Here is a 26,346-nt window from a genome sequence, read left to right on the forward strand (position 1 = left end):
AGTGAGCTAAAGTCAAGGACGGCCAGCTTCGGTTCGCTGGAAAAGGGGCCGTTTAATGTAAGTTTATATGTCCACGAATGTGATTGTTGTTAGGGTGGTTTTTCGATATAGTAGACCTATGAATTGAGAGGGCGTGATCAAATGACGGCAACAATTACAATTCGACCGCTTCAGCGCGCAGAATTAACGACGCTATGGCAACTAGGTTTTAGTGATCCAAATGCGGAGTGGATGCGCTGGAATGGACCGTATTTTCATGACCAACTACCGATTCAAACAGACTTTGAGACAATTATTGGCCCCCGTGATTGGTTGATTCGACCGCGTAACTGGGTCATCACACGGGATGGTGTGATTGTCGGCAGTGTTAATTGGCACTTTGTGGATGGTTCCCTCAAACGCTGGTTAGAGGTAGGCATCATTATCTATAATCAGGAGCATTGGGGTGAGCATATTGGGCGCACCGCGTTGACTAAATGGTTGACCTACTTATTCCAAGAGGAGACGACTTTGCCGCACATTGGATTGACAACGTGGTCGGGGAATACGCGGATGATGCGGTTAGCGGAAGCCGTGGGATTAAAGCAGGAGGCCCGGATTCCACAAGTTCGTTATTGGCAAGGGCAGTATTATGACTCGGTCAAGTATGGGATTCTAAGGAATGACTGGCAAGTACAAAAAGATTAAAAGAAAACGTTTGTTCCCCTTGTGAAAGTACGGTATGATAGAACCGTACTTAAAAAAGACGGGGTGGAAGAGAATCATGGTGAAATTAATGCGACGCGTTGGCATAGCGGGTCTCTTGAGTTTGAGCTTACTGTTGGGTGGTTGTAGCTTGTTAACGTCTGGTACGGATACGACGAGTTCGACGACTAGTCAGCAGTCTGAATCCAGTCGTAATCAAACGACCAGTACGACTGGTAATACGCAACAAACTTACAAACAACTGGCAAAAATGACTTATCAATCGGGCAGTGCTGCGGCCATCAAAGTTAATAGCGGTAAGAGTACGCTGGCAGCGAGTCAGTGGAAAAATTCTAAGATTGATTACGGTAATTTAGATTCATTGAATCGGACAACCACGGACACGGCTTACTTGAGCAAGGCCAATTTAGGACGGTCTGAAGGACGGACGGCGCAAACGTGGAGCCCAACTGGCTGGCATAATCAACCGATTACCGTTAATGGTAAGCGGGTCTATCCGCAAAATCGCGGGCACTTGATTGCTTACACGTTATCCTTTAACTTGACGTCTAATGGGCAGTATCGCGCTGGTGAAGATGGTAGCTTAGATAACCCGAAAAACTTGGCAACTCAGACGGCCTACTCGAATCAAAAAACGATGCAGATTTATGAAAATCAGGTGCGCACGGCGTTAGAACAAGGTAAAAAAGTCATTTATCGTGTGACGACGGTTTTCCGTGGCAACGAATTGATGCCTCGTGGTTACTGGTCGCAAGCAGTTTCAACCGATGGCAGTGTCAATTTCAATGTCTATATTTGGAACGTTGAACCTGGCGTTAGCTTCGACTATGCTACTGGTCGCGGGAAAGCGGATTCGACGATGCAGGTTGCTGGGGCTGATAAAGTCAGCAGTAGTCAGAATACGAGTACGAGTCGCTCGTCTCAATCGACGACCACTAGTAAGCAAGTCGAGCGCGAGTTGGTTAAGTATGGTTACAAATATGTGAAGAAGGCGTTGAATTAAGCGGCAAGACAGTCATCTAGGTCAGCATAATGGGCACGGTCGGCTGTTAAACGTCGTTTTTTCATACAACAATTTAATCTAAATGTCCTGTTTTACGACAAAAGGTTCAAAGTAGGACTAGCAAAGTTTCACTGAGCGATTATACTGTAGTTATTCGAGTTACTTAACCGCCGTTAATTTGCTGATGTTTCTGTCATTATTAACAAGTAACGCGATGTCTTAGATCATGGGGCCTTCCCAAACACCTATGATTTTCCATACAACGGCTCCGGTTCCCAACCGGACGTTGCTATCAATCGTTTTGATTGCTAGTACTAATTACCCTTGGAGACGTCTGACTGCGTGGTCAGGCGTCTTTTTTTTTCGTCAAATGCGACAAAAATAATAATTTGTCGCGTTTATCGACAAAGTGGATTTAGGTGTTGCAAACGGATTCAAAAAGCTTTATCATTGATACATTCGAACATTAGAATATAAGAATATAGGAGGCTAATCGCATGGTCAGTAGGGAAGAAGCACTGCAAGAATTTCGAGAAACAATTCCGATCTTTGAAGTCTTAGCCGATGAACGGCGTCAACAAATCATGATTGAACTTTCGCAACACGCGCAGGGCATGACTGTTGGTGAATTAACTGAACGGATGCATATTTCGCAACCGGCCGTTTCGCATCAATTGAAGACGTTAAAGGAACGACACTTTGTCGCAGTTGAACATCAGGGGACCCGTAACTATTATCGGGTGACGTTTGACGCGCCACTAACGCAAGTTGAGCATTTGATTCACACGCTTAAGGAGGACTTGGAATTGAAACCGTACTTGCACTAAACTGCATGAACACCAGCAATCGTTGCACGGGGATGCAGCGGTGTTTTTATGGCAACTATATTCTTCTATTCGAATATAAGAATTTAAAAACGGGGTGATGGTAATTTCAATTCGTACGGAGCTGGATTTACAGCGGGCGATGTACCAATTGTTGGAGCAACGTTCAATCTCACAAATTACGGTTGAGCAGATCTGTAAGCAAGCATTTATACATCGCAGTAGTTTTTATCGTTATTATACGGATAAATTTGATTTGCTCAGGCAGATGGTGATGCACACGTTAGATGAACTATTGGCTGCTGAGCGAACTGATACGGTTGGTTCGGCAATTATGTCGACGTTTATCGGGGCGCACACGCAAGTTTTACGACATTTATTAGTGACGAACAATGAGGGTGACAATACCCGTTCTCAACAAGTGATCAATGACTGTTTTGTCACGGTCGCCGAGACGGGTGCGGATGATCGGGTTTTTGCGATGATTCGCCAGTCGCAGCATCCCGATTTGACGGCGTACTTAGTCAGTGGGGTCGTCACAAGTATTGTCCAGTGGCTCAATAACGGTCATCGTGATGGTCAGGCGACCAGCACGCAGGCGATGATTCAGGGGACGCTTGCGACGGTGTTTTCACTTGAGCAACACACAGTTTAATTATTTGAAGGAAGGTTTCAGGTTGTGAAAATGATACGCGACGAATGGCGGTCAATTCGTCATAGCAAAATACTATGGATTTCAGTTTCAGTCATGATTTTGATCCCGTTTTTATACAGCATCTTCTTCTTGAAGTCGGTGTGGGATCCATACGGGGATACGCAAAACTTACCAGTGGCTGTCGTTAATGAAGATAAGTCAGTGAACTATCAAGGCGAAAAGTTTGCAGTTGGTAAGCAAGTCGTGACGAATTTAAAGAAAAATAACGATTTAGATTGGCACTTTGTGTCGGCTAAAAAAGCCAAGCAGGGATTGAAAGACCGGAAATATTACACGGTCGTCACGATTCCTAGCAATTTCTCAAAAAATGCTACAACGATGACGGATACCAATCCGAAAAAGATGAACTTGCATTATGAGACCAACGAATCGTTGAATTATATTGCTAAAGTCATTACCGATACTGGTGTTTCACGAGTTAATAAGAGTATTCGGGCGCAAGTCACTAAGGCCTACGCATTAGCAATCTTCAAGCAGATTCGGACTGCCGGTAAGGGCTATCAAAAAGCCGCCGATGGGGCCACCAAGCTTAAAGATGGTGGTGTTGAACTGCAGGATGGCTTGACGACGTATACGACGGGTGTTCATACGTTGAAGAACGGGACGACTGAGCTGAATACGAAAGTGCAGCAATTACCTGCTGGGATTGCTAAGCTTGCTGATGGTGGTAGTGCGTTGAAGACCGGTCTGGATACGTTGAATAGTAAGACCGGGGCGTTAGCCAGTGGTGTTAGTCAGTTATCAGATGGTTCCGGGCAGGTTACTAGTGGGCTTGGAACGTTGAATGGTAAGACTGGTGCGTTGGCTAGTGGCGTCAGTCAGTTGAAAGATGGTTCCAGTCAAGTCACAACTGGGCTGACTACGTTGCAAGGAAAAGTCGTCCCAATGGTGAGTGGTGTCAGTCAATTGACAAACGGCTCAGCTCAAGTTTCTAATGGTCTACAACAACTTGACTCAAAATTACCGACAATGCAGATTGGATCGCAGTCGATTACCGAAGGATTGTTAACATTAGGCAATAAAGCCGGGACATTAGCTGGTGCTGTTAATTTGTTGACAGATGGTTCAGGCAAGGTCACGACTGGACTAAAGAATTTGAATGACAAAACCGGGACAATCAGTAATGCAACGGGACAGTTAGCAGATGGGTCCCAAAAGGTCAAAGTCGGAGTTGCCACATATACTGATGGTGTTTATCAGCTGACGACTGGTTTAACTAAATTAGATGGTCAAACTGGAAAATTGTCTAGTAGTGTTTCGCAGCTTTCTGATGGCTCAACAGAATTGGCTAGCGGAGTTGCAGATTATACAGCGGGTGTTGGTACCGCCAATGATGGTGCCAGCCTATTGAAATCAAATACTACTAATTTGAGTAGTTCTGTCAACGATTTAACAACCGGTGCGCAAACAGTCAATGCCGGTGTTAGCGATTTACAAACAAATAGTGCGAAAATTTCTGATGGCCTGGATCAATTGTCAGCCGCAGTAAATGATTCAGCGACTAAGACAAAAATCGAAACTTTGAAGACTGAAATGGCACAATTTGAACAGGCATTGGCAGCTAGTCAAAAAGAAATTGCTGCTAACACGAAGAGTAGTAATAATAACGATGCTTTAAATACCGCGTTAAAATCCTTATCAAGTAACGTAGATGCTTTAAATACTTCCCAGTCGCCAACGCAAGCTGATATTACGTCACAAATCAATAGTAAAATCGATGGCTTAAAATCTTCACAGAATTTAACTGATACTCAGGTTGCGGCAATTAAGGAAAGTCTAAAAGATGTTGGACAAAGCACGACGACGACTACTAATGCGCAACAAGTTCAAAATTTGCAGAGTAGTCTATCAAAGGTAGAGTCATTAGTTGCGGAGAACACCTCGGCAACAAGTAATTCTAATACTGACTTGGTAACTGAGTACGGAAAGATTGAAGCTGGGATGAATACCATTATTTCAGATATTAGTTCCACGACTTCAGGAATTAGTCAGCTTGCCAGTGGTTCAGCAGAATTAACCACTGGGTTGAAGGCGCTGCAAAGTGGGACTGATGGTTTAAGTAATGGATTGACAAAATTAAATATGCAAGTCCCAGGATTAGTTAGTGGAATTGAGTCGTTATCAACAGGTACAAGTAAATTGGCTTCACAGTCAGCTCAGCTGAATAAAGGTGCTAATAATTTGAGTACTGGACTCACCACACTTAATGGCGCGGTTCCCGAAATTACGGGCGCAATAGGCCAATTGAGTAATGGTAGTCAGCAATTGGATGCTAATTCAAATGATCTGAACCAAGGTACCACACAACTGGCGACTGGTGCTGCGCAACTGAATGGTGGAATTCCAACATTGGTTTCAGGTGTCGAGCAGTTGTTTAGTGGTTCCCAAACGGTCACGGGTGGATTGAAGACAGTCAACGGCAGTGTTCCCGCAATGATCACCGGTATAAATAAATTGAGTACTGGTTCTCAAACCCTCACTAATGGTATTAACACAGCACAAGGGGGAGTTAGTCAATTACTAGTTGGTTCTAACAAAATTACGACTGGGTTGGTAACTATGAATGGTCAACTCCCTGAGTTAGTTAGTGGTGTCCAACAGTTGCAAGTTGGCTCTGGCAAGGTAACAACTGGTTTAGTTACCCTTAATGGTCAAGTGCCAGTTCTGGTTAGTGCAGTTCAACAACTCTTTGCCGGTTCAAGTAAGGTCACAAATGGTTTAGTAACGTTAAACGGTCAAGTACCAGTCCTAGTAAGTGGTGTCCAACAACTTGACACCGGTGCCGGTCAACTAAACAGTGGTTTACAAACCTTACAAGGTAGTACCGGTCAATTAACGAGTGGTGTCAGTCAATTAAATGACGGGGCCACCCAGCTTGACAACAACTCTGCCAAACTCCTATCCGGGACAAAGCAGATCAAGAACGGTAACAAGACACTCGCGACTTCCTTACAAGAAGGTGCTGATCAAGTTAACGCGACACCATTAAAGAACGCGAATGCGAAAATGATGGCGGCGCCAACTAAGACGTCCTATAAAGACTACACGCACGTGCCAAACTATGGTCATGCGTTAGCACCTTACGTCTTGTCACTGGCCTTGTATGTTGGGGCAATCGTCTTCAACTTCGCTTATCCAATTCGACGGATTGCGGATGACGACGGCACGCCAACACAATGGTTCTGGAGTAAAGTTGCCGTTGGTGGTCCCGTAGCACTTGCGATGGCGGTCATCGAAGCGACAGTGTTATTAGTTGCTGGTTTGAAACCAATCAGTGTACCTGAATACTACTTGACGGCAATCATGATTGCCTTAGCGTCAATGTTCCTAGTCATGTTCTTATCGATGCTATTCGATAACCCAGGACGGTTCGTCGCAATGGTTATCTTGATGCTACAACTTGGTGGTTCTGGTGGGACCTTCCCGATGGAAATTACCAACAAGTTCTTCAACGTTATTCACCCATACTTGCCATTAACGTACTCGATTCAAGCGTTCCGGCAAGCCTTAACTGGTGGTTGGGGTAGTGGTATCTTCTGGTCATCAATCGTTGTCTTAGCAGGAATTACGATTGTGTCGCTGGGCTTACTGTGGGCTTCCATGGTCTTTCTCAAGCAACACGATATGCAAGTTCCAGCCGAGGCTGAAATTCAGATGAAAGCTGGTAAGTAATTACTGGTAATCATATTATCGCGCTTCCAAGACGAAAAACCGCGTCTTGGGGGCGCGGTTTTTTTCTCGAAAAGGGTTAAATTTTAATTTTACTGATACCATAATTCGAAGACATTACTTTTTTCTACGAGTGAGCGCAACTAATGAATAACTAGGCACATCTAATCGCGTACCAGGCTAATTGTGCGGCGATAAACCCGATTCCGATGCCATCTCCAAGGTATCTGATTAGTAATTTAGCCGCTGCCTTCCACGCCTTTCTTTGGATTAATCCTTGAATGCCTCCGCGTAACAATGCTTGGAAAGTTTGATAGCCAATCATGTCCAATAATTGATTTTTCATACAGGACCAAAAACTTCTAGTTTGAATACTATTTAGCTTGCCTTGGTTGAATTGCAAATTTCGCTTGTATTCATATTTCATTATCTCGTTGATATGCTGCAATTGGTTCTGGTTATTGGAACCGTATTTTGATACTAAAGCGTTCACATCTAAGTTTGTTGCTAATCCAGTCTGGGGATCATACTGAATGCTATTTGATACATCTGCTAATTCTTGAGCGATACAATCTATGGCTTGTTGTGACGATGATGTTGTATTGGCAGAAATTTTCAAAGTTATGGTAGTAGATATTAGGATACTGCTCAATAAAATAATGATCAAAGTAAATCTGTGAATGTTAGCTTGACTGGTATAATTCATTGAACTTCCTCCTTATTCCGGTAGTGTACATTTTTGAATTGCGTATGTATAATAAGACAAAACGAAACCGGTTTCAATAGATGGGAGTAGGATATGATGGCTGTTTTTAAATCAAGTTTCAAACAAAGCATGATTGTTTTTGGAATATCAGTTATTTATTTTTTTGTTTTACATGGTGGATATGATCTTCTCACACAATACAAATATTGGTTTACAGAATACTGTGCTAATGTTTTGGGTATTTCCATTATTTATTTTGTAATGTCACTAGTTTTCAATTATAGCATCATAATATGGAAACTCTATTTTAGAAAGCATTGAGATAGTAATCTGCTTAATAGTGTGTTTACTGACGCTAGAGTACGCAAAAAGGCCCAGGTCAAAGAAAACCTGAGCCTTTTCGATGTAGATTTAAAGCATTTAAATAATTAATCTCCAAAAATGCAGCAATCAATCCACTTTCAATACACTTTGACGTTATGGTGATTCATTCACCAATGCTAGAAATATTGATCTGAGCGATATGTAATCGTTCTTGAATAATTATATCAGTAATTTAGTAGAATTATCTTGGGACATATTGGACACATGCTTTCAATTGGTTGTGATCAGCTTGGTTGCAGCATGGCGCAATATGTCCTTTTATCATACATAAAAATGGTGTCGATGGATAAAATTCATCAATATTTTAAAGCTAAATATCTGAAAAAATAGATGACATATGATTATCCTATGCTATCATATAAGGACAAAGTATAATACCGGTAAAAATTGGGGAACGTATTATGAAAAGGGGTAGTTTAACTGTGTTACGTGCACTATCGTTATCGGCTGTAGGGCTGATTGTGTCAATTTTTTTCCATGTTGTAAATGCCAACTCGAGTACTTTTACAGAGCAAAGCGTTACAACTGAACAAAACGTGATTTATGACAAAGATGGCAATCAGGTTCCGCTATTTGATGCATCATCTCAAGAACCAGTTATCGAAGACCGGGGCCCGAAACAACCAACAGCCGTCAAGCGATTGGGTAAAGGGCAATCTTGCCAAGTAAATAAATTTTCTGGTTCAAGAATACGCTATGGCAGATATATGGGTGGTGTAACTGGAAACGCTAAGAACGTTAGCTTTTCAGAAAAAAAGGGTGCTTTTACAGGGTACATTACTGATCGTCCTGATCTAAGCACTGTGGCACAGTATTTTACAGCAACTCCAAGTGGCGGTCCTTACCACGCCGCCTTCCATGGTCTTCTTTACTTTGAGGCTGACAATCCAGTACCTGGTCCAAACTATTTTATGCAAGTTCACTAAAACCGTAATAATTTGCCCGCAACGGTATAAAGCCGACTATGCAGTCAGCTTTATGTATTTATCCAATACGCGTTGTGCTAGTTACTTTGTCATGAAACAATTATGACAGCTGACTTTTTCCGGTTGTTATCTGAAAGTATTAAAATCGGTGCTAATGTCTTGCCAGTGGCTAAGCCTAAGTTTGACGATTTGCTGAATGACTAGAATAACCTATCTAGAAAATAATAGTCGATTGCTGCATTCGGAGTTGTTCAGGTGTTAAAAAGGTAACTGCCAAAACGAAAATGTTGTGCGGTTGGTATTAGTGAAGTTAGGCGTTAGTTGGTAAATGGTTTTTTATATGGTACAAGAAAGGCTCGGGTACGCTAACCCGGGCCTTTTTGGTATAGTTTCAAAGTATTAAAGAATTAATCTCCAAAAATGCAGCAATCAATCCACTTGCAAGACTAACGTTGCTACCAGTCAATCCTAGTTTTGCCCTGCTTCAAGTCGTTTAACATGCAAAACACTAACCAAAATGGCGATCGCCAACACGAATAATAGCAAGAAATCCAACTTGCTCCCCATAATCGTTCCAGTTACGGTGGAATGATGAATTTCATAGCCGGCAATTACAGCGGACATAATACTGGTCCCGATTGAACCGGCGTATTGTTGCATCATACTGAACATCGAGTTTTGATCGGATTTTTGAGGCAGAGGGACGCGGGTGCTACCGTCCGAAATCGCAGTCCCAAAACCAGTATTAAAGCCGACGCGTAGTAGCGCGTAAATGACAGCCATGATGATGACTGTGAAATAATCGGTTGTCAGCCAGAATAATAGTAAGGCGGCGCTCGCCATGATGGCACTAAATGTTAATAAGGTCGTTGGGCCTTGTTTATCGTAAATTCGACCGGCGATTGGCCCAGTGATGGCGCCGACGATTGCGCCGGGAAGCATCATGAGCCCCGCCGTCATGGCCGAAGCCCCAAGGACGGTTTGGGCGAAAAGTGGCAGGACGAACGATAACCCGATATTAATGAATTGTAAACCAAAGTAATTAAATAGCCGAAGTCGCAAGATTGGCAATTTGAGAATTGAATAATCAATCAGTTGGCGACGCCCCTTGATGGCGTACGTCACCATTGCACCAATCATCACGATGCTCCACAGACACCAGAGGCCGAAGTTCGGCGACAGCCAGCCGTGAGTTCCCGCGTTGTTAAACGTGAACAACAGACTAGTGAAGGTGATGGCTAAAAGGATTGCGCCCAGATAGTCGAATTTTTTATTGCCAACACCTAAGGCCTTCCCCGAAATGTTGAACGCCCCTAAGATTGCCAGTAATGCCAATAACGGTACGATACCAACGAAAATTGCCCGCCATGACCAGACGCTAGTTAAAATCCCGCCATAAGTTGGTCCGAGAGCCGGGGCTAGAGACACGATGACACTAGCTAAACCGGTATAAGTTCCTAGTTGATTGCGAGGGACGTAAGTGAAAATCAACTGGAACATCAGTGGAATCGAAATCCCAGTGGCTACGGCCTGTAAAAGGCGGCCAGTTAATAATACGGAGAAATTCGGCGCTAACCAACAAAGAATGCCCCCAAGCAGACACACGAGGGCGGCAAATAAGAATAAGGGCTTGGGGTTAAACCGCTTTAGAACATAGGCCGTGGTACTCATGACAATGGTTGTCAGTAATAGGTAACCGGTCGTCAGCCACTGGACGGTATCTAGTGAAACCCCCATTGTTTTAATCAGCGTGGGGAACGTCACATTCATCGATGTTTCCACGAGAATCCCGACAAATGAGAGTAAACCAACGGATAAGATTGCCAGTTTGGTTTTTAAAGTGACGGTACTTGGTTGGGACACAATCAACACTCCTTATAAAAATAATTGGCGTATTTTGGACAGCTCACCAAGCCCAATAGTCGGTGGTAAAAATCAGTAATCTGAATTTTTACGATTGAAAGGGACGATCGTAATGACCGTCCCACTAACGTCCCCAGTTTAAGCTTATTTTCAATCTGGTGCAATCACTTTGCATTCGGGATGGAACTTATCATTAAGGGGTTTGCGCGAGGTATGGTATTATAAAAAGTTGTCTAATTAAATTTTAATTAAATTATTGGAGGTGCGCTGTGAGTATATTTTTGAAATTAGGCTGGTATTTTCGGCGTGAATGGAAGTTGTACCTCGCGGGGGTGCTTGGACTAGTTTTGACTGCCATTATCGGCATTGTGCCGCCCCGGATTATTGGGGACATCGTTGATGGGATTAATCAGCACAGCTTGACGGCGCACACGCTGACGGTCTATTTAGTTATTATTGGTGTGGCCGCCGTTGGTCAGTACCTGGCGCGTTATTTATGGCGGAATGCCATCTGGGGTGGTGCAGCCGGCCTTGAACGAACGCTGCGGGAACGACTCTTTTGGCATTTTATGAAGATGGATGCGACGTTTTATCAGCAATACCGTACCGGGGACTTGATGGCTCATGCGACCAATGATCTCACGGCGGTTGAACGGGTCGCTGGTGGTGGCATTCTCCAATTTGCGGATTCCATTATTACTGGTGGGACAACGCTGATTGCGATGATGACACTAATCGACTGGCGACTGACGCTGATTGCGGTGGTACCTTTCCCATTATTAGCGGTCGTGTCACGGTATTTGGGTAAAAAAATTCACGTCGCGTTTCGTGCCTCCCAAGCCGCCTTTTCGCGACTGAATAATAAGGCGCAGGAGAGTATCAGTGGAATCAAAGTGATCAAAGCGCTAGGTCAGGAAAAGGCCGATGTTGCTGATTTTAATCAACAGATTGATCAGACGATTAAGATCAATCGGCATGTCAACGTACTCGACTCGCTATTTGATCCCGCGATTACCATGATTATTGCGTTATCTTACGGCGCCACAATTATTTTGGGCGGGTTGTACGTGACCCACGGTGTCATCACAATCGGTAACTTGGTCTCGTTCGTCACTTATTTGGGAATGATGGTCTGGCCGATGTTTGCGGTCGGGATGTTATTCAACACGATGGAACGGGGAAACGCCTCGTATGATCGGGTCATGGAATTATTGAATCAGCAAAGTGCCATTATTGATGCCAAACGGGGCATTGAACAGCGCCCGCATGGTGATATTCAGTATCAAATCAAGCAGTTCAATTATCCCAACGATGCAGGAACCAGTCTGAGTAACGTGGACTTTACTTTGAAGGCGGGACAGACGCTCGGAATTGTCGGACGGGTTGGTGCTGGTAAATCAACGATTATGAAACTGATTTTGCGTGAATTTGATCAGTACGAGGGCCACATTACTTATGGTGGTCACGATATTAAGCAGTATGCGCTTGATAGTTACTTACCAGCCCTTGGTTATGTGCCCCAAGATAGTTTTCTGTTCTCGAATACGATTCGCGAAAATATTCGTTTTGCCGATCCGACTGTGAGTCAAGCCGTTGTGGAAGCGGTCGCCGCCAAGAGTGATTTGAGTGGTCAGATTGCCAGCATGCCCGCTGGTTACGATACCCAAGTTGGTGAGGAAGGTATCTCGCTATCTGGAGGGCAACGCCAACGACTAGCCATTGCGCGGGCCTTACTCATCAATCCTGAATTGCTGATCTTAGATGATGCGTTATCCGCGGTTGATGCCGAAACTGAGGCAGAAATTTTAGCTAATCTAAAGGCAGAACGAGCAGACAAAACGACGATTATCGCGGCCCACCGGTTAAGTTCGGTGATGAACGCTGATGAAATCATTGTGTTGGATGCCGGTCACGTTGTTGAACGAGGGACCCACGCGCAATTAATGACGCAACACGGGTGGTATCAGAAGATGTTTACGCGCCAACAATTGGAGACCAAAGTGGAAGGAGCGGTGCAATAATGGCAGCACGTCAATCGGTATGGGCACGTTCCATGCCTGTTAAGGAACAACTCACGGTTATTCGGCGACTATTGCCGTATGCGAAACCGTTCAAATGGTTTTTTATTGCGGCCATCGTTTTTTCCGGTCTGATTAGTGTGGTTAATATCTATCTACCGCGTGTATTACAGACCTTTATTGATCATTATCTCAAAACAGGACACGCCACGGTACCGGTCATGTGGTACTTTGCGGGCCTCTATTTCTTCGGCATGGTTGTGCGCGCGTTGATGCAGTTCGTACAGAACTTCAGTAGTACGATGGGGGCAGAATATATGCTTGAAAATGTCCGTCGACAAATGTTCGCCAAGTTGCATCGGATGGGCATGCGCTACTTTGATCAAGTCCCTGGTGGCTCAATTTTGTCACGCCTGACTAACGATACGATGTCGTTTTCCAATTTTTGGGCGTTGTTTAATACACTATTTACCGCCTTTTTTGCGGTGATTTCGTCGTTTGTCGCGATGTATCTCACCGATGCGCAGATTGCCTTGTGGTTATTGGTTTTCATGCCTTTTTTGGCTGTAACGATTTGGTATTATCAACGGTATAGCTCACGGGTTTACCGGCGAATGCGGGAACGGCTCAGTGAGTTGAATACCAAGTTGAGTGAAGCAATTACTGGAATTAGTGTTATTCAGCAATTTCGACAAGAACACCGTATCAATGGTGAATTTGATCATACCAATGATGCCTATTTTAAGACCCGCCAAGCGATGATCCGGACGAACTCATTATTATTAAGTCCACTGATCGACTTGTTTTATGCGTTAGGGACGGTCATGGTTCTGGGAATCTTCGGGGTTCGTGGACTCAATGGTTATGTGGCTGCCGGGGTCGTTTATGCGTTCATCACGTACCTGAATAACTTCTATAATCCGATGACGTCGATGATGGATAATTTGTCAGACTTTCAAGATGGCGTCGTCGCCGGATCACGGGTTTTAGGGGTCATGGATGATCCAACGATTGCCCCGGCCCAACACGCCGATCCTACGGCTAAGATTACGCGCGGTAAGATTGAATTTCGGCACGTCACCTTTGCCTATGACGGCCAGCATCCGGTCTTAAAAGACGTTTCATTCGTGGCTGAACCAGGCCAAACGGTGGCACTAGTTGGTCAGACGGGGAGTGGAAAAACGTCGACGATTAATGTTTTGATGCGGTTTTATGAGTTTCAGTCAGGAGAAGTTTTAATTGATGATCGCGACATTCGTGAGTATCCGGCTGAGGAATTGCGACAGAAGATGGGGTTGGTCTTGCAAGAACCGTTTATGTTTTATGGTGATATTAATTCCAACATCCGAATGTTTAACGATCAGATTTCAGATGAACAAGTTCAAGCAGCGGCACGGTTTGTAAAGGCCGATGACTTCATCAACGATTTACCTGAGAATTATCAGTCACGCGTCATTGAGCGCGGGGCCAGTTATTCTTCAGGACAGCGGCAATTGATTTCATTTGCGCGGACGATTGTGACTGACCCTAAGATTTTAATCTTGGACGAAGCCACGGCGAACGTCGATACTGAGACCGAAGAGATGATTCAGACTGGTTTGGATCGGATTCAGGAGAACCGCACGACGATTGCGATTGCCCACCGCTTGTCCACGATTCAAAATGCTGATTTGATCCTGGTCTTAAATCAGGGGCAAATCGTTGAACGCGGGTCCAACGATGAGCTATTGCAACAGCATGGTTACTACTATGATATGATTCAGTTGCAAAATTCCGCTCACGTCGATTAAAGTGTGGTATGCTCGATTTAAATTAATTGAGGTGATGCCGAATGCGTCGAAAATTATCGTTAATGGTCGTGATGACTGTTATTAGTACGCTGGTTAAAGTGGGCTGGCAATTAATCTTAGCGCGCCATCAAGCGCCTAAAAAGTTAAAAATTAAAGTAAAACTGAAATAAACATTGTCGTCGTGTCGGTAGCGATGCTTACGGCGATTCAATCAGTTGTCATGACCGACCGTTCTGGAAAAGGTGTAACTTCTAGAATGGTCGGTTTTGTGTTGAAAAATTGAGTTGGCGGAGGTGGTCGCGGTGAGTTGTGGTGGTGCCCACAAAACCGGTTTATCAGTGGTTCGTCCTTAAAATCGGTCGGTGACACTCACTGCAGGATGTGGCCTGGTATGCTTGCAATCGTGCTGTTCATTTTTGGCCCAACACCTGGAGTACGGTGCCACGCTTGGATGTCGCCAGGCACATTGAAAATAATGATTGGTGACTAATAACGGTCATTAATTCCTAAAACGACTGGATGACGGATAACTATACGGAATGGTTATAATTGATTATTTGAACTAGGTATTTTACTCTGCCAACGGATCGCGTTTTAATAAAGATGGTAATGAGTTAACGAAGGGAGTTGTGATGCAATGCAATATCGACAATTAGGAACATCCGATTTAAAAGTCTCGTCGATCGCACTTGGGTGCATGGGTTTTGGTGCGGGGACTGGAACGGCGCTTAATCAGCGCTCGTGGGCGGTTGGTCAAACGCAGGCGAACCAGGTACTTGATCGCGCGATATCACTGGGGATTAACTTTTTTGATACGGCGCCGGTCTATCAAGCGGGTGCGAGTGAACGTGTCTTGGGACAAGGACTAAAGAAATTTCAGCGAGATCAATTGGTACTGGCAACCAAGTTTACGAATCGGACAACCCAAGAAATCGAAAATCATGTCAGTGGGCGTGAACATGTCTTGCGGTCCCTCGACCAGAGTCTACAGAATTTACAGACAGACTATGTTGATTTATATATTTATCATATCTGGGACTGGTTAACACCAATGGCTGAAATCATGGCTGGGCTTAATGAAGCTGTTCAGGCCGGTAAGGTTCGTTACATTGGGATTTCTAACGCCTATTCCTGGCAGATTGCGCAGATCAATGCGCTAGCGGTTCGTTATGGTTATCCACAATTTGTCTCGATCCAGAGTCATTATAATTTGGTCTATCGCGAGGATGAACGGGAACTGTTCAGTTATGCTCATGAGAACGATTTGGCAACGACGCCGTATAGTCCATTAGCTAGTGGCCGGTTGGCACATCCTTTTGGCACCCAGACTACTCGGCGACAACAGGATACGTTTGCTGATACCAAATACCAAGCTACCAGCGAGATGGATCAACCAATTATTGATCGCGTTGAGGAACTGGCCCACCAACATCATGTTTCAATGGCGGCCATTAATTTGGCCTGACTACAACAACGAGTAACGGCGCCGATTATTGGGGCAACTAAGCCGCATCATTTAGATGCAGTGGCTGAGGCAGCGGGGTTGGCGTTAACTGCTTCGGAAATACAGTACTTGGAAACCCCTTACCAACCCCATGACTTGGAGGGCGTGATGGCACTTAACCGGTCACGAACTAATAATTGGAATCAGTATTCCGGACAGTAAGCGAACAAGTTAGTTGACTTAACGTGCAGTTGAAGTAATACACTGATCCTATCGTGCGACTAAAGGTCCACGTTTCAGTATAAAGGAGTTATTGAGATTAAATTGAAAACAATCACACAACAGTATTTAACGGGCGAGCGGGCACTCTTTAAAGCTCACGACCTTGAAATCGACAATACAACGTTTGCTGATGGTGAATCACCACTGAAGGAAAGTCGCGATGTCACGTTGAAACAGCCAATCTTTAAGTGGAAATATCCCTTGTGGTACAGTCAACATGTGACTGTGGATCAAGGTTTGTTTGAGACAATGTCTCGCTCTGGCATCTGGTACACCAAGGATATTACGATTACGAATAGTACGCTACAGGCACCTAAGCTATTTCGGCGGGCCAGCCAAGTTAAGTTAGCGCACGTTCACTTTTCAGATGCGGAAGAAACGTTATGGAACTGCCAAGATATTACGTTGAATGATGTTCAAGCAGCTGGTGATTATTTTGGAATGAATAGCCAGAATATTCGCATTGATGGCTTCAACCTCGTCGGTAATTACGCCTTTGACGGTGCTAAGAACGTTGAAATTCATCATGCAACGCTGATGACCAAGGATGCGCTATGGAATTGTGAAAATGTTACCGTTTATGATTCACAAATCATTGGTGAGTACCTGGGCTGGAATTCGAAGAATATTCGGTTCGTCAACTGTACGATTGAGAGCGATCAGGGCCTGTGTTACATGGATAATGTTAAGTTGGAAAACTGTACGTTACTCAATACGGACTTAGCTTTTGAATATTGTCGTAACATTGACGCTGACGTGGTTTCAACGATTGATAGCGTTAAAAATCCGCTTAGTGGTCGGATTCATGCGCAAGCCATTGGTGAAATCATCATGGATGATCCTGAAGTAGATCCTCATCAGACCCTGATTAGTGTTGACCATGAAAGCCGTGCACCCCATGCCGTTTGATTTTGAGACCGTGCTTAATCGGCGGCACACAAATGCCGTTAAGTGGGACGTCGCGGATGATGAGTTGCCGATGTGGGTCGCTGACATGGACTTTGAAACGGCACCAGTTATCAAGCAAGCGTTGATAAAACGCGCCCAGTTTGGCGTCTTCGGTTACGAAGAAGTCCCCATGGCTTACTATGAAGCCGTGGCAGACTGGTGGGCAACGGAACACAACTTCCGTCCGCAAATTGAGTGGTTGATGTTCTGCACCGGCGTCGTTCCGGCGATTTCATCAATTGTTCGTAAAATGACAGCGGCTGGCGATAACGTGTTAGTTCAGGCTCCGGTTTATAATATCTTCTATCATTCAATTGAAAACAATGGCCGGCATACCTTGAGTAGTGACTTAGTGGCACGTGACGCGTCGTACGCGATTGATTGGGACGATTTGACGACGAAACTAGCTGATCCGTTGACCACGATGATGATTTTATGCAATCCGCAGAATCCGATCGGCATCGTCTGGTCGCGTGCGACGTTGCAACGCCTTGGCGAGCTGTGCTTGAAATACCATGTGCTAGTCGTTACCGATGAGATTCATTGTGACTTGACCCTTAACGGTCACACGTACACCCCATTTTCATCATTGACTGCGCCAGTAGCACATAACAGTATCAGCTGTATCTCGCCAAGCAAGACTTTCAACGTGGCAGCCTTACACGCGGCAACGTTGATTATTCCCGATGCACACGTCCGCACATTAGTGAGCCGGGGCATCAACAATGATGAATTGGCTGAGCCCAATTCGTTTGCGATTCCAGCCAGCATTGCGGCCTATACTGAAGGCCATGACTGGGTAGCCGCATTGCGAACCAAACTAGCTGCCAATCAACGTCAAGTTCAGACTTACTTGACTGCTGAGTTGCCGCAAGTCAAGTTGGTGGAAGCCCAAGCGACTTATCTATTATGGTTGGATGTGCGTCAAGTGACAACCGACAGTGCGGCTTTGGCTGCTTTTATTCGCCAACGAACCGGGTTGTTTTTATCAGCGGGAGATGTTTACCGTGGTGATGGCAACCGCTTCTTGCGACTGAATGTGGCTTGTCCAACGACTACCCTGACGGATGGATTGGCACGATTAAAAGCTGGTATTACGGCTTACCAACAAGTTCAAGCATAGTTGACGCGTATGGGGTGCAATTCCATAATGATTTCGCTATCATTAAGATAAGCTGGTTTGGTCTAGATGACCGCTGACAGTCCGTGATAACGGACCAGATAAGTTGGTTAATTCAAACCATTATTAAAAGATGAGGTGGAGGATAGTTATGGAAATTGGAATTATTGGTGCCGGTACGGTCGGCACAGTATTAGCCAAGACCTTTGCGCGCGGTGATCATCAAATCAAATTAAGTCGGCACAGTGGTGCGGCTAGTTTAGCAACACGGCGCGCCGAGTTTGCTGCCAATGTGGCTTTTGTAGAAGTTGCTGAAGCCTTACAACAACCGTTAGTCATTCTTGCGGTGCCGTTTGAACAGGCGCCGACGGTATTAGCACAGGTCGCCGATTATCAGCAACGGATCGTGGTGGACGTGACGAACCAGTTTACGGCCGACTTTAAGAAAATTAAGACGGCCCCGTTGACTGGGAGTGAAGTCATTGCTCGCGCGGCGAACAATGCCCGGGTCATTAAGGCCTTCAATACGATTCCACCAGAGTTTATGGATGGGCACGTTGATGGGCCTGGAAAGCGGGTCTTGTTCTATGCGGGCGATGACGTGGCTGCCAAGAAAGAATTCGCTGCGCTCGTCCGGCCGTTGAATTTCCGCCCCGTTAACTTGGGCAAGCTTCGGCATGGCGGCAGTGTCATGCAAGTTGGCGGTGGACTAGGTAATACACACTTTGTTCAGATTGAAGAATAGTGGATTGTAAAAAGGGGTTCACTTTTGAACCAAAATAGCTAGTGCTGACCTTGTAAGAAAAGGTGTGGCTAGTGTCACTTTGATTGGGCCGTGCGGTGAGCATCAATTGACAGGTGTTCCTGCCAATCGTCGCCGCGTGGTTAAATTTGAATCGTGTTATGGGTCATGAAGCCTAATTCTTACTGTGTCGTAACTGTAAGAATGGGGCTGCATGGCTTTTTTTAATTGAGGTTAATTATTGTTTATACGGTTTGATGAGGACAATGGTATTGATACGAGTCTAGTCAATCAACTCCGCCCACTTAGCTACGGAAATATCCGATAGGCACAATAAGAGGAACGTGAAAATTCTTATGTCTTTACGCTATTTTGGTTAAATAAAAGTGTGAACATTACCTGCTTTATATCGTATGAGATGCAGTGTGCCCATTCAATAGGATTTGCAGATTATGTTAATGAATTTCGACTATACGCACAATACATATTATTATATTTAGCCACGGGTGTTCTTAGTTCCCAGCTACCTATATACTAGATCAAGCAATGATACTTTCAACTATTATCGAAATTTATTGGAATAATGCAGGTTTTCCACTTACAGCGCCTGAATTTAATCTCAGCTGTCAAAGTAGGTGCATGGGCAATAACCCTTGTCTGACCTGATGAATCATAATAGTGTTATTCTTCATGCGTATAATCATTTATTTTCTAATACCAAAAGCGTTGTGCTTCATTTCAATGAGAAATCTAGACACAACGTTTTTTATTAAATACTGCTATCTAAGCTAAGATACTTAGGTGACTTCAGAAAGGACTTTCTAAATTAATGTCTTCATATTCGAATGAGCTGCTCATGCTGATTTCTCGATCGATGCTATTCAAACAAGTTATCATACTTTTCGCTTATGGTTGCTTGTACTATTTGGTAACTCATTTTATAGATAAAAAAATTCAGCATAAAAAAAATTTCTTATTGAAATTAAGCCTAGTTAAACTCAAAAAAAGAAATAAGACAAGGTGGGAAAAAATACGATTGATAATGCAACTGTTCTTACTGGCATCGATACCGGTCTTAGTCTTTAGTGAACTCGTGCTAAATACTGATTACCAGTACATGCTTTTGGTTTCTTCTATTATGAAGTGTGTTGGTTTCATTTCTTTTGTAATTGCGTTTGTGGATAGTTTGGGTCCAATAAAGGAGATGCAGCAGTTGATTGCTGGCGCACAAAGCAGTGATACTTTAGACAGTGATAAAAAGGCGCTAGCGGTGACGAGCTTTAAAAAAATTAGATGGATGCTGATATTATATCAGGTATTAAAAGTACCCTTGCTTGTAATTTTTTTGAGCTTAAGTGTTGATTACCGGCGCGACGGCTTCTTTTCATAAAAATTTGAATATAACTCATTTTTAATCCCGTTCCTTTAGCTATTCTTCTCGCACGTTAATTGATAGCAAGCGTCAAGTCGATTAAATCTGAAAATCTTATCACCTGAGAAGAAAGGGCACGTTTTGACAGATTACCCAGATGAACTGCTATTAGTATTGTTTCACGGCCAAATCTTGAATTAAGCAACGACAACTGTTTTATATGAATTACTTTTCTTGCTGATTCGTCAAATGGTCTTTTTGTTGATTGGAAATCAAGGTAAGCAGATTATTGAGTTAAAAGCCGTCGATACAACTACTCCGCATAATACCTAATATGTTACCTAATATGTTAAATAGTTCAGTTTTTAAGATACGTTAGGCCTGCGCGCAGAGTTTGCTGATTATTTTTGCGTTTAAGCTGTTAATAACAGTTTTTGCAGTTGCTTAAAGTTATCCACAGTGTAAGTTGGGGCAATTGTTGTGTCGTTATGCACATGCTGTGGATTGTACCAGATACTAGGTAAATGGGCGGTGGCCGCTCCCGCGATGTCTGAACGCAGGCTATCACCAATCATGACGGTATTCGTGGCATTCATGTCTGGGTATTGGTCATGAATAGCGCTGAAAAAGTGTGGGTTCGGCTTGGCATAACCGATACTTTCAGAGATGAAGATATGATCAAAATAGGGCGTCATATGGGCACCTGCCAAGCGACTGAGCTGGGTGTGTTTGATACCGTTAGTGCCGACGAGTAAGGTCAGCCCAGCGTTGGTCAGCGTGCGCAAAAGTTCGTGGGCGCCGGGAATTACCTGATAACTGTGCGCTAATAATTGGTCGTATTCTTGTTGAACCGCAGGACCGTCAACGGTGATGCCCAGTGTGCCTAGAAAGACTTGAAATCGTTGGTCTAACAAGCTATCACGATCGGCACCTTGTTCGATTTGTTGCCAAACAGTTTCGTTATAGGCCTGATACTCATTTTCTGCACGGCGAATATCAGTGATGCCATGATGCTGAAAGACGGCTGCGAGGTTAGCCGCTTCAGCGCGGTCAAAGTCAAGGATGGTATTATCGAGATCAAAAATTGCGTATTGCATGGAACCACTACTTTCAATAGGTTTATTTAAACCATCATACAGCAATTTTGAATGGTGTGGTATGCTTAAAGTATCATACTTAAAAGGAAGTTAAACATGGAAATCGATAATGACCCAGCGTATCAACAAATGATTAATGGTGAATTGTACTTAGAATCACCAATCCTACAGCAACGTCGGCGAGACGTGCGGACGAAGTTAATGCAATATAATCAGATTGCTGACAATGATGACCGGAATACTAAGATGAAAAGCCTCCTACGTTCAGCCGGTGACCGGTTCTTCGTTGAACCGACCTTTGAATTCAGTTATGGCGTCAACATCCGTATCGGCAATCATTTTTATGCGAACCATGGGGTCACGTTATGTGATGAAGGACTCATTACGATCGGTAATGATTGCAAATTCGGTCCTAAAGTTGGCTTGTACACGCCTGCTCATCCATTAGATCCAACTGTGCGGCGGACTGAAGCGGAACGGACTGCACCGATTACGATTGGTAATGATGTTTGGATTGGTGGTAGTGCCGTGATCTTACCCGGAGTGACGTTGGGCAATAACGTGATTGTGGGTGCCGGGGCTGTCGTAACGCATTCGTTTCCAGATAACGTCATTGTAGTCGGTAATCCGGCGCGTGTCTTGAAACAAAATGCACCGCAGTCATAATTGACAATTATGCTCAAATTGATGAAAATAAGGGTGTAGTCAGATTATCAGAGAATGGGGAGTGGAGCCATATGTCAGAGATGAGTCCTAAGGAATTTAAGCACATCTTAGTCGGCGTTGATGATTCGGATGACGCGCAGTTAGCGTTTCGGTATGCCATTAACCGGGCCAAGAGTGACGGTGCTAAGTTAACCATCGTTTCAATTTTGGAACAGGATAATATGAACGTGTATGAAGCAATGAGCAAAGATTTTGTTCATGGCCAACGCAAGGATTTGGAAGAACACGTCCAGCAGTATCAGAAGTTGGCCCGTGACTTCGGGGTGACGGATGTTAACGCGGTCGTTGATGAAGGTGGCCCTGGTGAAACCATCGTGAAGACGGTGATTCCAGCGTTGAAGCCTGACTTACTAGTCATTGGCTCAGTTGCCAAGCATGGTGTTCGTAAATACTTCGGTTCGCAAGCCGCATATATGGCAAAACATGCACCGATTTCAGTACTGGTGATTCGGTAGTGATAAGATGAATTTTGATTGATCAGGCCTTCCGGTTATGGAGGGCTTTTTTTGTTGTGTCTTGAGTATCATTTTCCGGCGATGGTGTTGATGATGAATAATAGTGGTTGTGTCTTGAATACCGTTGTTATCAAAGCAGTGTTCATTTGAGCAAATCAGATGTTTGCTAGCTTCTATGACTTCGTGGTAAAGTGACCGTGACATGTCGTTGGGATTAACTGAAAATTAAGTTGTGATGGAAAGGTGTGCTGATAGATGGAAGTGAGTATTCGTAAGATTGGCAATGCTCAGGGAATCATTTTTCCCAATGAACTGAGCCTTGAAGTAGGGGCACGTTATAGAATTGAGCAAAGTGGTCCGGCACTGATTATGACACCAATCAATTCGGAACTTTTTGCTAATCCAGATGATTGGGTGGGTTTTCGTGACAGTATCTCCCAAGCAGACCGTGAATGGGACCAGTTAGCTGACTCCTAAAATGGTTAGTGACAGGCAATTATAGTGTTAGTTACTTAAAGCGCATCAGTTTTTTGATGGTACTAGTATTCTGATGATGTTAAATAGGATTGTTCAGTAGGGCGCTGGGCAATCCTTTTTTATTGAAGCGACTCTTTTTGAGGGATTGTTTTAACAAAGAGTAAAGGAGGTTAAGTATAACGGATAAAAAATAGTCATTGCACCACACGTTAGTGGCGACAGTACAAAGAGGACGGCGGCTTACATTTGATTTTTACAAAAAACAATTAGAGATACAATTAATATCAGAAAACCAGGTCTAGCGGTGGCCGATTTCCTGATATTGCTTTTCATAAGTAAAACTTATCAATGTGGGCTGAATTTGAAATTGGTCTAAAAGACGTTTGCTTGTAAGATATGACTTGTAAGTTAAGGTGAATCAAAACAAGTAAAGAGGTCAATGAATATGAATAACGAAGTAATTGTGCTTTTCGGTGCCGGCTCAATTGGTGAAGCAATTGTTCGACGTGTTGCTGCCGGTAGAAATTTATTGTTGGCAGACTATAATGAAGCAAAATTAGTTGAAATGAAACAACACTTGACGGAAGCTGGATTTAACGTTAAGACCATCCAAGCGGATCTTTCATCACGGGAATCTATTAAGACAGTGGTTGCTAAGGCACAATCGCTTGGTAAGATTATGGGATTGGTCAACGCGGCTGGCGTTTCACCATCCCAAGCGAGCCCAGAGCAAGTGCTCAAAGTGGACCTTTACGGGACTGCCGTTTTGTTAGAAGAATTTGGTCAAGTCATGGCTCCCGGTAGTGCGGGAATCGTCATTTCGTCCCAATCAGGACACCGATTACCCGCCTTATCACAAGCAGATAATCAAGCCTTGGCTATGACACCGACTGAAGAATTATTGGATTTACCAATTTTACAACCGGACGTGATCAAGGATTCATTGGCGGCTTATCAATATGCGAAACGAACCAATGTTTTACGGGTCGCTGCCGAATCGGTTAAGTGGCAAGCTCGCAGTGCACGGATCAACACGATCAGCCCCGGTATTATCATGACACCATTAGCCGTTGACGAATTGAACGGGCCGCGTGGTGCGGGTTACAAAAAGATGTTCGAGTCAATGGTTACGAAGCGTCCAGGAACACCCGATGAAATTGCCAATTTGGCGGAACTCTTAATGGATCGCCGTGGTGCCTTTATCACAGGGAGTGATTTCTTGGTTGATGGCGGAATTACCGCACAATATTGGTATGGTAATGTTTCAGAAGTTCGTAACAATGGCGTCCAGAAATAGAATTTTAAGGAGAGTTTATTATGAAAGCAGCAACTTTTATTGAACCAGGAAAAGTCGAAGTTAAAGAATACGACAAACCAACTATTCAAAAGCCAACCGATGCAATTATTCGGGTGCTCCGGGCCTGTGTATGTGGGTCGGATTTGTGGTGGTTCCGCGGGATTTCACAACGCCAAGCAGGTTCAACCGTTGGTCATGAAGCAATTGGAATTGTTGAATCTGTTGGTTCAGCCGTTAAAGATGTACAAGCAGGCGATTTCGTGATTGCGCCGTTCACCCATGGTTGTGGGCACTGTGCCGCTTGCTTAGCCGGTTTTGATGGGGATTGCTTAAACCAAGAAGCTGGCGGTAACGGTGGCTATCAAGGTGAATACTTACGCTTTACCAATGCAAACTGGGCGTTAGTTAAGATTCCTGGGCAACCCGAAGATTATTCTGACGACATGCTGAACAACTTTTTAGCCTTAGCTGACGTGATGGCAACGGGTTTCCACGCCGCAACTAGCGCAGAAGTCAAAAAGGATGATACCGTTGTTGTGATGGGTGATGGTGCCGTTGGTTTGAGCGGGGTGCTTTCCGCAAAATTGCTTGGCGCTAAGCGGATCATCGCAATGAGTCGCCATGAAGATCGGCAAAAGTTAGCAAAAGCATTTGGCGCCACGGACATTATCGCTGAACGTGGTGATGAAGCAGTTGCCAAAGTGATGGCTTTGACCGAAACTGGGGCTGACGCGGTACTTGAATGTGTAGGTACTGAACAATCCGTTGACACAGCAGTCAAAGTCGGCCGTCCTGGTGCGGTTGTTGGTCGCGTTGGGGTCCCACAAAAGGCTGAAATGAATACCAATAATCTTTTTTGGAAGAACATTGGCTTACGTGGTGGGATTGCTGCTGTAACGACGGATGACAAGCAAGTTTTGTTAGATGCTGTTTTGACGGGGAAAATTCAGCCCGGCCAAGTCTTTACGAAACGGTTTATGTTAGATGATATTCAAGCTGCGTACGAAGCAATGGACCAACGGACGGCGATTAAGTCATTGGTCATTGTCAGTGATAAATAGGAGGAAAATATGAAGAAAGTTTTAATTATTGGTGCAACGGGGACTATTGGCGGTGTAGTTCGACAAACGCTTTTGAATGAAACCGATAATCAGTTAACGTTGTTTGCTAGAAGTGCCAATCGATTAAAGACTAGTGAGCGTGAAAGTGTTATCGCTGGCGATGTTACTAAAGATAGTGACTTAGACAAGGCGATTGCAGGACAAGACGTTGTTTTTGTTGCCTTGAGTGGTTCTTTAGGTCGCTTTGCCCAAAAAATTGTTGCGGCAATGGACCGGAATAAGGTTTCACGATTGCTGTTTATTACTTCAATGGGTATTTATGATGAAATTCCCGCTTCGGTTGGTGCTAGTGGAAATTTAAGTAGTAATCCAATGCTACGCACTTATCGGGAAGCCGCCGATGTTGTTGAAGCTTCTGATTTGAACTACACCCTGATTCGTCCGGGCTGGTTTACTGGTGGTCCTGTTGATTATGAAATCACGAAAAAAGGCGAACCATTTGGTGGGCATGATGTCTCAATCAATTCAATTGCGGATTTTGTCAAGAATGCGATTGTCGATAATGATTATTATGCACATGATAGTGTTGGACTAAATGCAAAATAATATTCAAAAGGTCATTGGCTAGATTGCTAGTGGCTTTTTTCGTTTATAAGCATGGTAGGGAATCGGTTTAGGTTCTGCTGCAAAACATTTCTCAAATTGTTGATTAAGGTTATACT

At 44.2% G+C, this 26,346-nt stretch carries 24 protein-coding genes; 21 read left to right on the plus strand and 3 right to left on the minus strand.

Going from position 1 to position 26,346, the window contains the following annotated elements; all coding sequences use genetic code 11:
• Positions 1-141: 141 nt before the first annotated feature.
• The 5 genes from MMY95_RS02840 (at position 142) to MMY95_RS02860 (ending at position 6,919) form a co-directional block, all read left to right on the plus strand.
• A complete protein-coding gene (locus MMY95_RS02840; protein ID WP_053267186.1) occupies positions 142-687 on the plus strand; it encodes a GNAT family protein in 546 nt (181 codons plus the stop codon).
• A gap of 76 nt (positions 688-763) precedes the next feature.
• Entirely contained in the window at positions 764-1,708 is a 945-nt protein-coding gene (locus MMY95_RS02845) for a DNA/RNA non-specific endonuclease (RefSeq protein ID WP_053267187.1), read from the plus strand.
• A 497-nt stretch (positions 1,709-2,205) separates the two neighbouring features.
• Complete coding sequence (locus MMY95_RS02850; protein ID WP_241277489.1) at positions 2,206-2,535, plus strand: metalloregulator ArsR/SmtB family transcription factor; 330 nt, start codon at positions 2,206-2,208, stop codon at positions 2,533-2,535.
• Positions 2,536-2,632: 97 nt separating this feature from the next.
• Complete coding sequence (locus MMY95_RS02855; RefSeq protein WP_003644854.1) at positions 2,633-3,187, plus strand: TetR/AcrR family transcriptional regulator; 555 nt, start codon at positions 2,633-2,635, stop codon at positions 3,185-3,187.
• Between the two features lie 24 nt (positions 3,188-3,211).
• On the plus strand, positions 3,212-6,919 hold the full coding sequence (locus MMY95_RS02860; protein ID WP_104795928.1) for a YhgE/Pip domain-containing protein: 3,708 nt from the start codon (positions 3,212-3,214) through the stop codon (positions 6,917-6,919).
• A gap of 151 nt (positions 6,920-7,070) precedes the next feature.
• On the opposite strand, the gene MMY95_RS02865 is transcribed toward MMY95_RS02860, so the two are convergent.
• Positions 7,071-7,622: a hypothetical protein gene (locus tag MMY95_RS02865; protein ID WP_053267189.1), complete on the minus strand. Its 552-nt coding sequence runs from the start codon at positions 7,620-7,622 to the stop codon at positions 7,071-7,073.
• 806 nt (positions 7,623-8,428) lie between these two features.
• Between MMY95_RS02865 and MMY95_RS02870 the strand changes: the two genes are divergently transcribed.
• On the plus strand, positions 8,429-8,932 hold the full coding sequence (locus MMY95_RS02870) for a hypothetical protein (protein ID WP_003644851.1): 504 nt from the start codon (positions 8,429-8,431) through the stop codon (positions 8,930-8,932).
• A 468-nt stretch (positions 8,933-9,400) separates the two neighbouring features.
• On the opposite strand, the gene MMY95_RS02875 is transcribed toward MMY95_RS02870, so the two are convergent.
• Entirely contained in the window at positions 9,401-10,795 is a 1,395-nt protein-coding gene (locus MMY95_RS02875) for an MFS transporter (RefSeq protein WP_053267190.1), read from the minus strand.
• 269 nt (positions 10,796-11,064) lie between these two features.
• Here MMY95_RS02875 and MMY95_RS02880 point away from each other — a divergent pair, with 269 nt between their 5' ends.
• The 9 genes from MMY95_RS02880 to MMY95_RS02915 all read left to right on the plus strand — a co-directional run bounded on the left by MMY95_RS02880 (position 11,065) and on the right by MMY95_RS02915 (position 20,529).
• Positions 11,065-12,816, plus strand: a complete 1,752-nt coding sequence (locus tag MMY95_RS02880; RefSeq protein WP_016511510.1) for an ABC transporter transmembrane domain-containing protein — start codon at positions 11,065-11,067, stop codon at positions 12,814-12,816.
• Positions 12,816-14,603 carry an ABC transporter ATP-binding protein gene (locus MMY95_RS02885; RefSeq protein ID WP_241277490.1) on the plus strand — a complete coding sequence of 596 codons (1,788 nt, stop codon included), beginning with the start codon at positions 12,816-12,818 and terminating at the stop codon, positions 14,601-14,603. Before MMY95_RS02880 ends, MMY95_RS02885 begins: the two co-directional genes overlap by 1 nt.
• Positions 14,604-14,644: 41 nt before the next feature.
• Positions 14,645-14,773: a hypothetical protein gene (locus MMY95_RS15865; RefSeq protein ID WP_003642173.1), complete on the plus strand. Its 129-nt coding sequence runs from the start codon at positions 14,645-14,647 to the stop codon at positions 14,771-14,773.
• Positions 14,774-15,240: 467 nt separating this feature from the next.
• Complete coding sequence (locus MMY95_RS02890; RefSeq protein ID WP_241277491.1) at positions 15,241-16,068, plus strand: aldo/keto reductase; 828 nt, start codon at positions 15,241-15,243, stop codon at positions 16,066-16,068.
• Between the two features lie 60 nt (positions 16,069-16,128).
• Positions 16,129-16,269 carry a hypothetical protein gene (locus tag MMY95_RS02895; RefSeq protein ID WP_241277492.1) on the plus strand — a complete coding sequence of 47 codons (141 nt, stop codon included), beginning with the start codon at positions 16,129-16,131 and terminating at the stop codon, positions 16,267-16,269.
• Between the two features lie 102 nt (positions 16,270-16,371).
• Positions 16,372-17,238 carry a DUF3737 family protein gene (locus MMY95_RS02900; protein WP_003644845.1) on the plus strand — a complete coding sequence of 289 codons (867 nt, stop codon included), beginning with the start codon at positions 16,372-16,374 and terminating at the stop codon, positions 17,236-17,238.
• On the plus strand, positions 17,228-18,400 hold the full coding sequence (locus tag MMY95_RS02905; protein ID WP_053267191.1) for a MalY/PatB family protein: 1,173 nt from the start codon (positions 17,228-17,230) through the stop codon (positions 18,398-18,400). The genes MMY95_RS02900 and MMY95_RS02905 overlap by 11 nt, the downstream gene beginning before the upstream one ends.
• A 148-nt stretch (positions 18,401-18,548) precedes the next feature.
• Positions 18,549-19,142 (plus strand): NAD(P)-binding domain-containing protein, encoded by a 594-nt coding sequence (locus MMY95_RS02910; protein WP_011101953.1) that lies wholly within the window; start codon positions 18,549-18,551, stop codon positions 19,140-19,142.
• A gap of 1,039 nt (positions 19,143-20,181) precedes the next feature.
• Positions 20,182-20,529, plus strand: a complete 348-nt coding sequence (locus tag MMY95_RS02915) for a hypothetical protein (protein WP_224272124.1) — start codon at positions 20,182-20,184, stop codon at positions 20,527-20,529.
• A gap of 395 nt (positions 20,530-20,924) precedes the next feature.
• Here MMY95_RS02915 and MMY95_RS02920 read toward each other — a convergent pair whose 3' ends face one another.
• Positions 20,925-21,608, minus strand: coding sequence for a YjjG family noncanonical pyrimidine nucleotidase (locus tag MMY95_RS02920; protein ID WP_003644842.1), 684 nt, complete (start codon positions 21,606-21,608; stop codon positions 20,925-20,927).
• 96 nt (positions 21,609-21,704) lie between these two features.
• On the opposite strand from MMY95_RS02920, the gene MMY95_RS02925 reads away from it, so the two are divergent.
• The 6 genes from MMY95_RS02925 (at position 21,705) to MMY95_RS02950 (ending at position 26,230) form a co-directional block, all read left to right on the plus strand.
• Positions 21,705-22,274, plus strand: a complete 570-nt coding sequence (locus MMY95_RS02925; protein WP_003644841.1) for a sugar O-acetyltransferase — start codon at positions 21,705-21,707, stop codon at positions 22,272-22,274.
• 71 nt (positions 22,275-22,345) lie between these two features.
• Complete coding sequence (locus MMY95_RS02930) at positions 22,346-22,789, plus strand: universal stress protein (protein WP_241277493.1); 444 nt, start codon at positions 22,346-22,348, stop codon at positions 22,787-22,789.
• A 255-nt stretch (positions 22,790-23,044) separates the two neighbouring features.
• Positions 23,045-23,266 carry a hypothetical protein gene (locus MMY95_RS02935; protein ID WP_003644840.1) on the plus strand — a complete coding sequence of 74 codons (222 nt, stop codon included), beginning with the start codon at positions 23,045-23,047 and terminating at the stop codon, positions 23,264-23,266.
• Positions 23,267-23,705: 439 nt separating this feature from the next.
• On the plus strand, positions 23,706-24,563 hold the full coding sequence (locus MMY95_RS02940) for an SDR family oxidoreductase (RefSeq protein WP_013355875.1): 858 nt from the start codon (positions 23,706-23,708) through the stop codon (positions 24,561-24,563).
• 20 nt (positions 24,564-24,583) lie between these two features.
• Positions 24,584-25,624: a zinc-dependent alcohol dehydrogenase family protein gene (locus MMY95_RS02945; protein ID WP_003644838.1), complete on the plus strand. Its 1,041-nt coding sequence runs from the start codon at positions 24,584-24,586 to the stop codon at positions 25,622-25,624.
• A 9-nt stretch (positions 25,625-25,633) separates the two neighbouring features.
• The gene (locus MMY95_RS02950; RefSeq protein WP_003644837.1) at positions 25,634-26,230 is read left to right on the plus strand and encodes an NAD(P)H-binding protein; all 597 of its coding nucleotides are present in this window, start codon (positions 25,634-25,636) and stop codon (positions 26,228-26,230) included.
• The last annotated feature ends 116 nt before the right edge of the window (positions 26,231-26,346 follow it).

The sequence above is a fragment of the Lactiplantibacillus sp. ME-2 genome (assembly GCF_022549155.1).
In the GTDB taxonomy this organism is placed as follows: Bacteria; Bacillota; Bacilli; order Lactobacillales; family Lactobacillaceae; genus Lactiplantibacillus; species Lactiplantibacillus plantarum.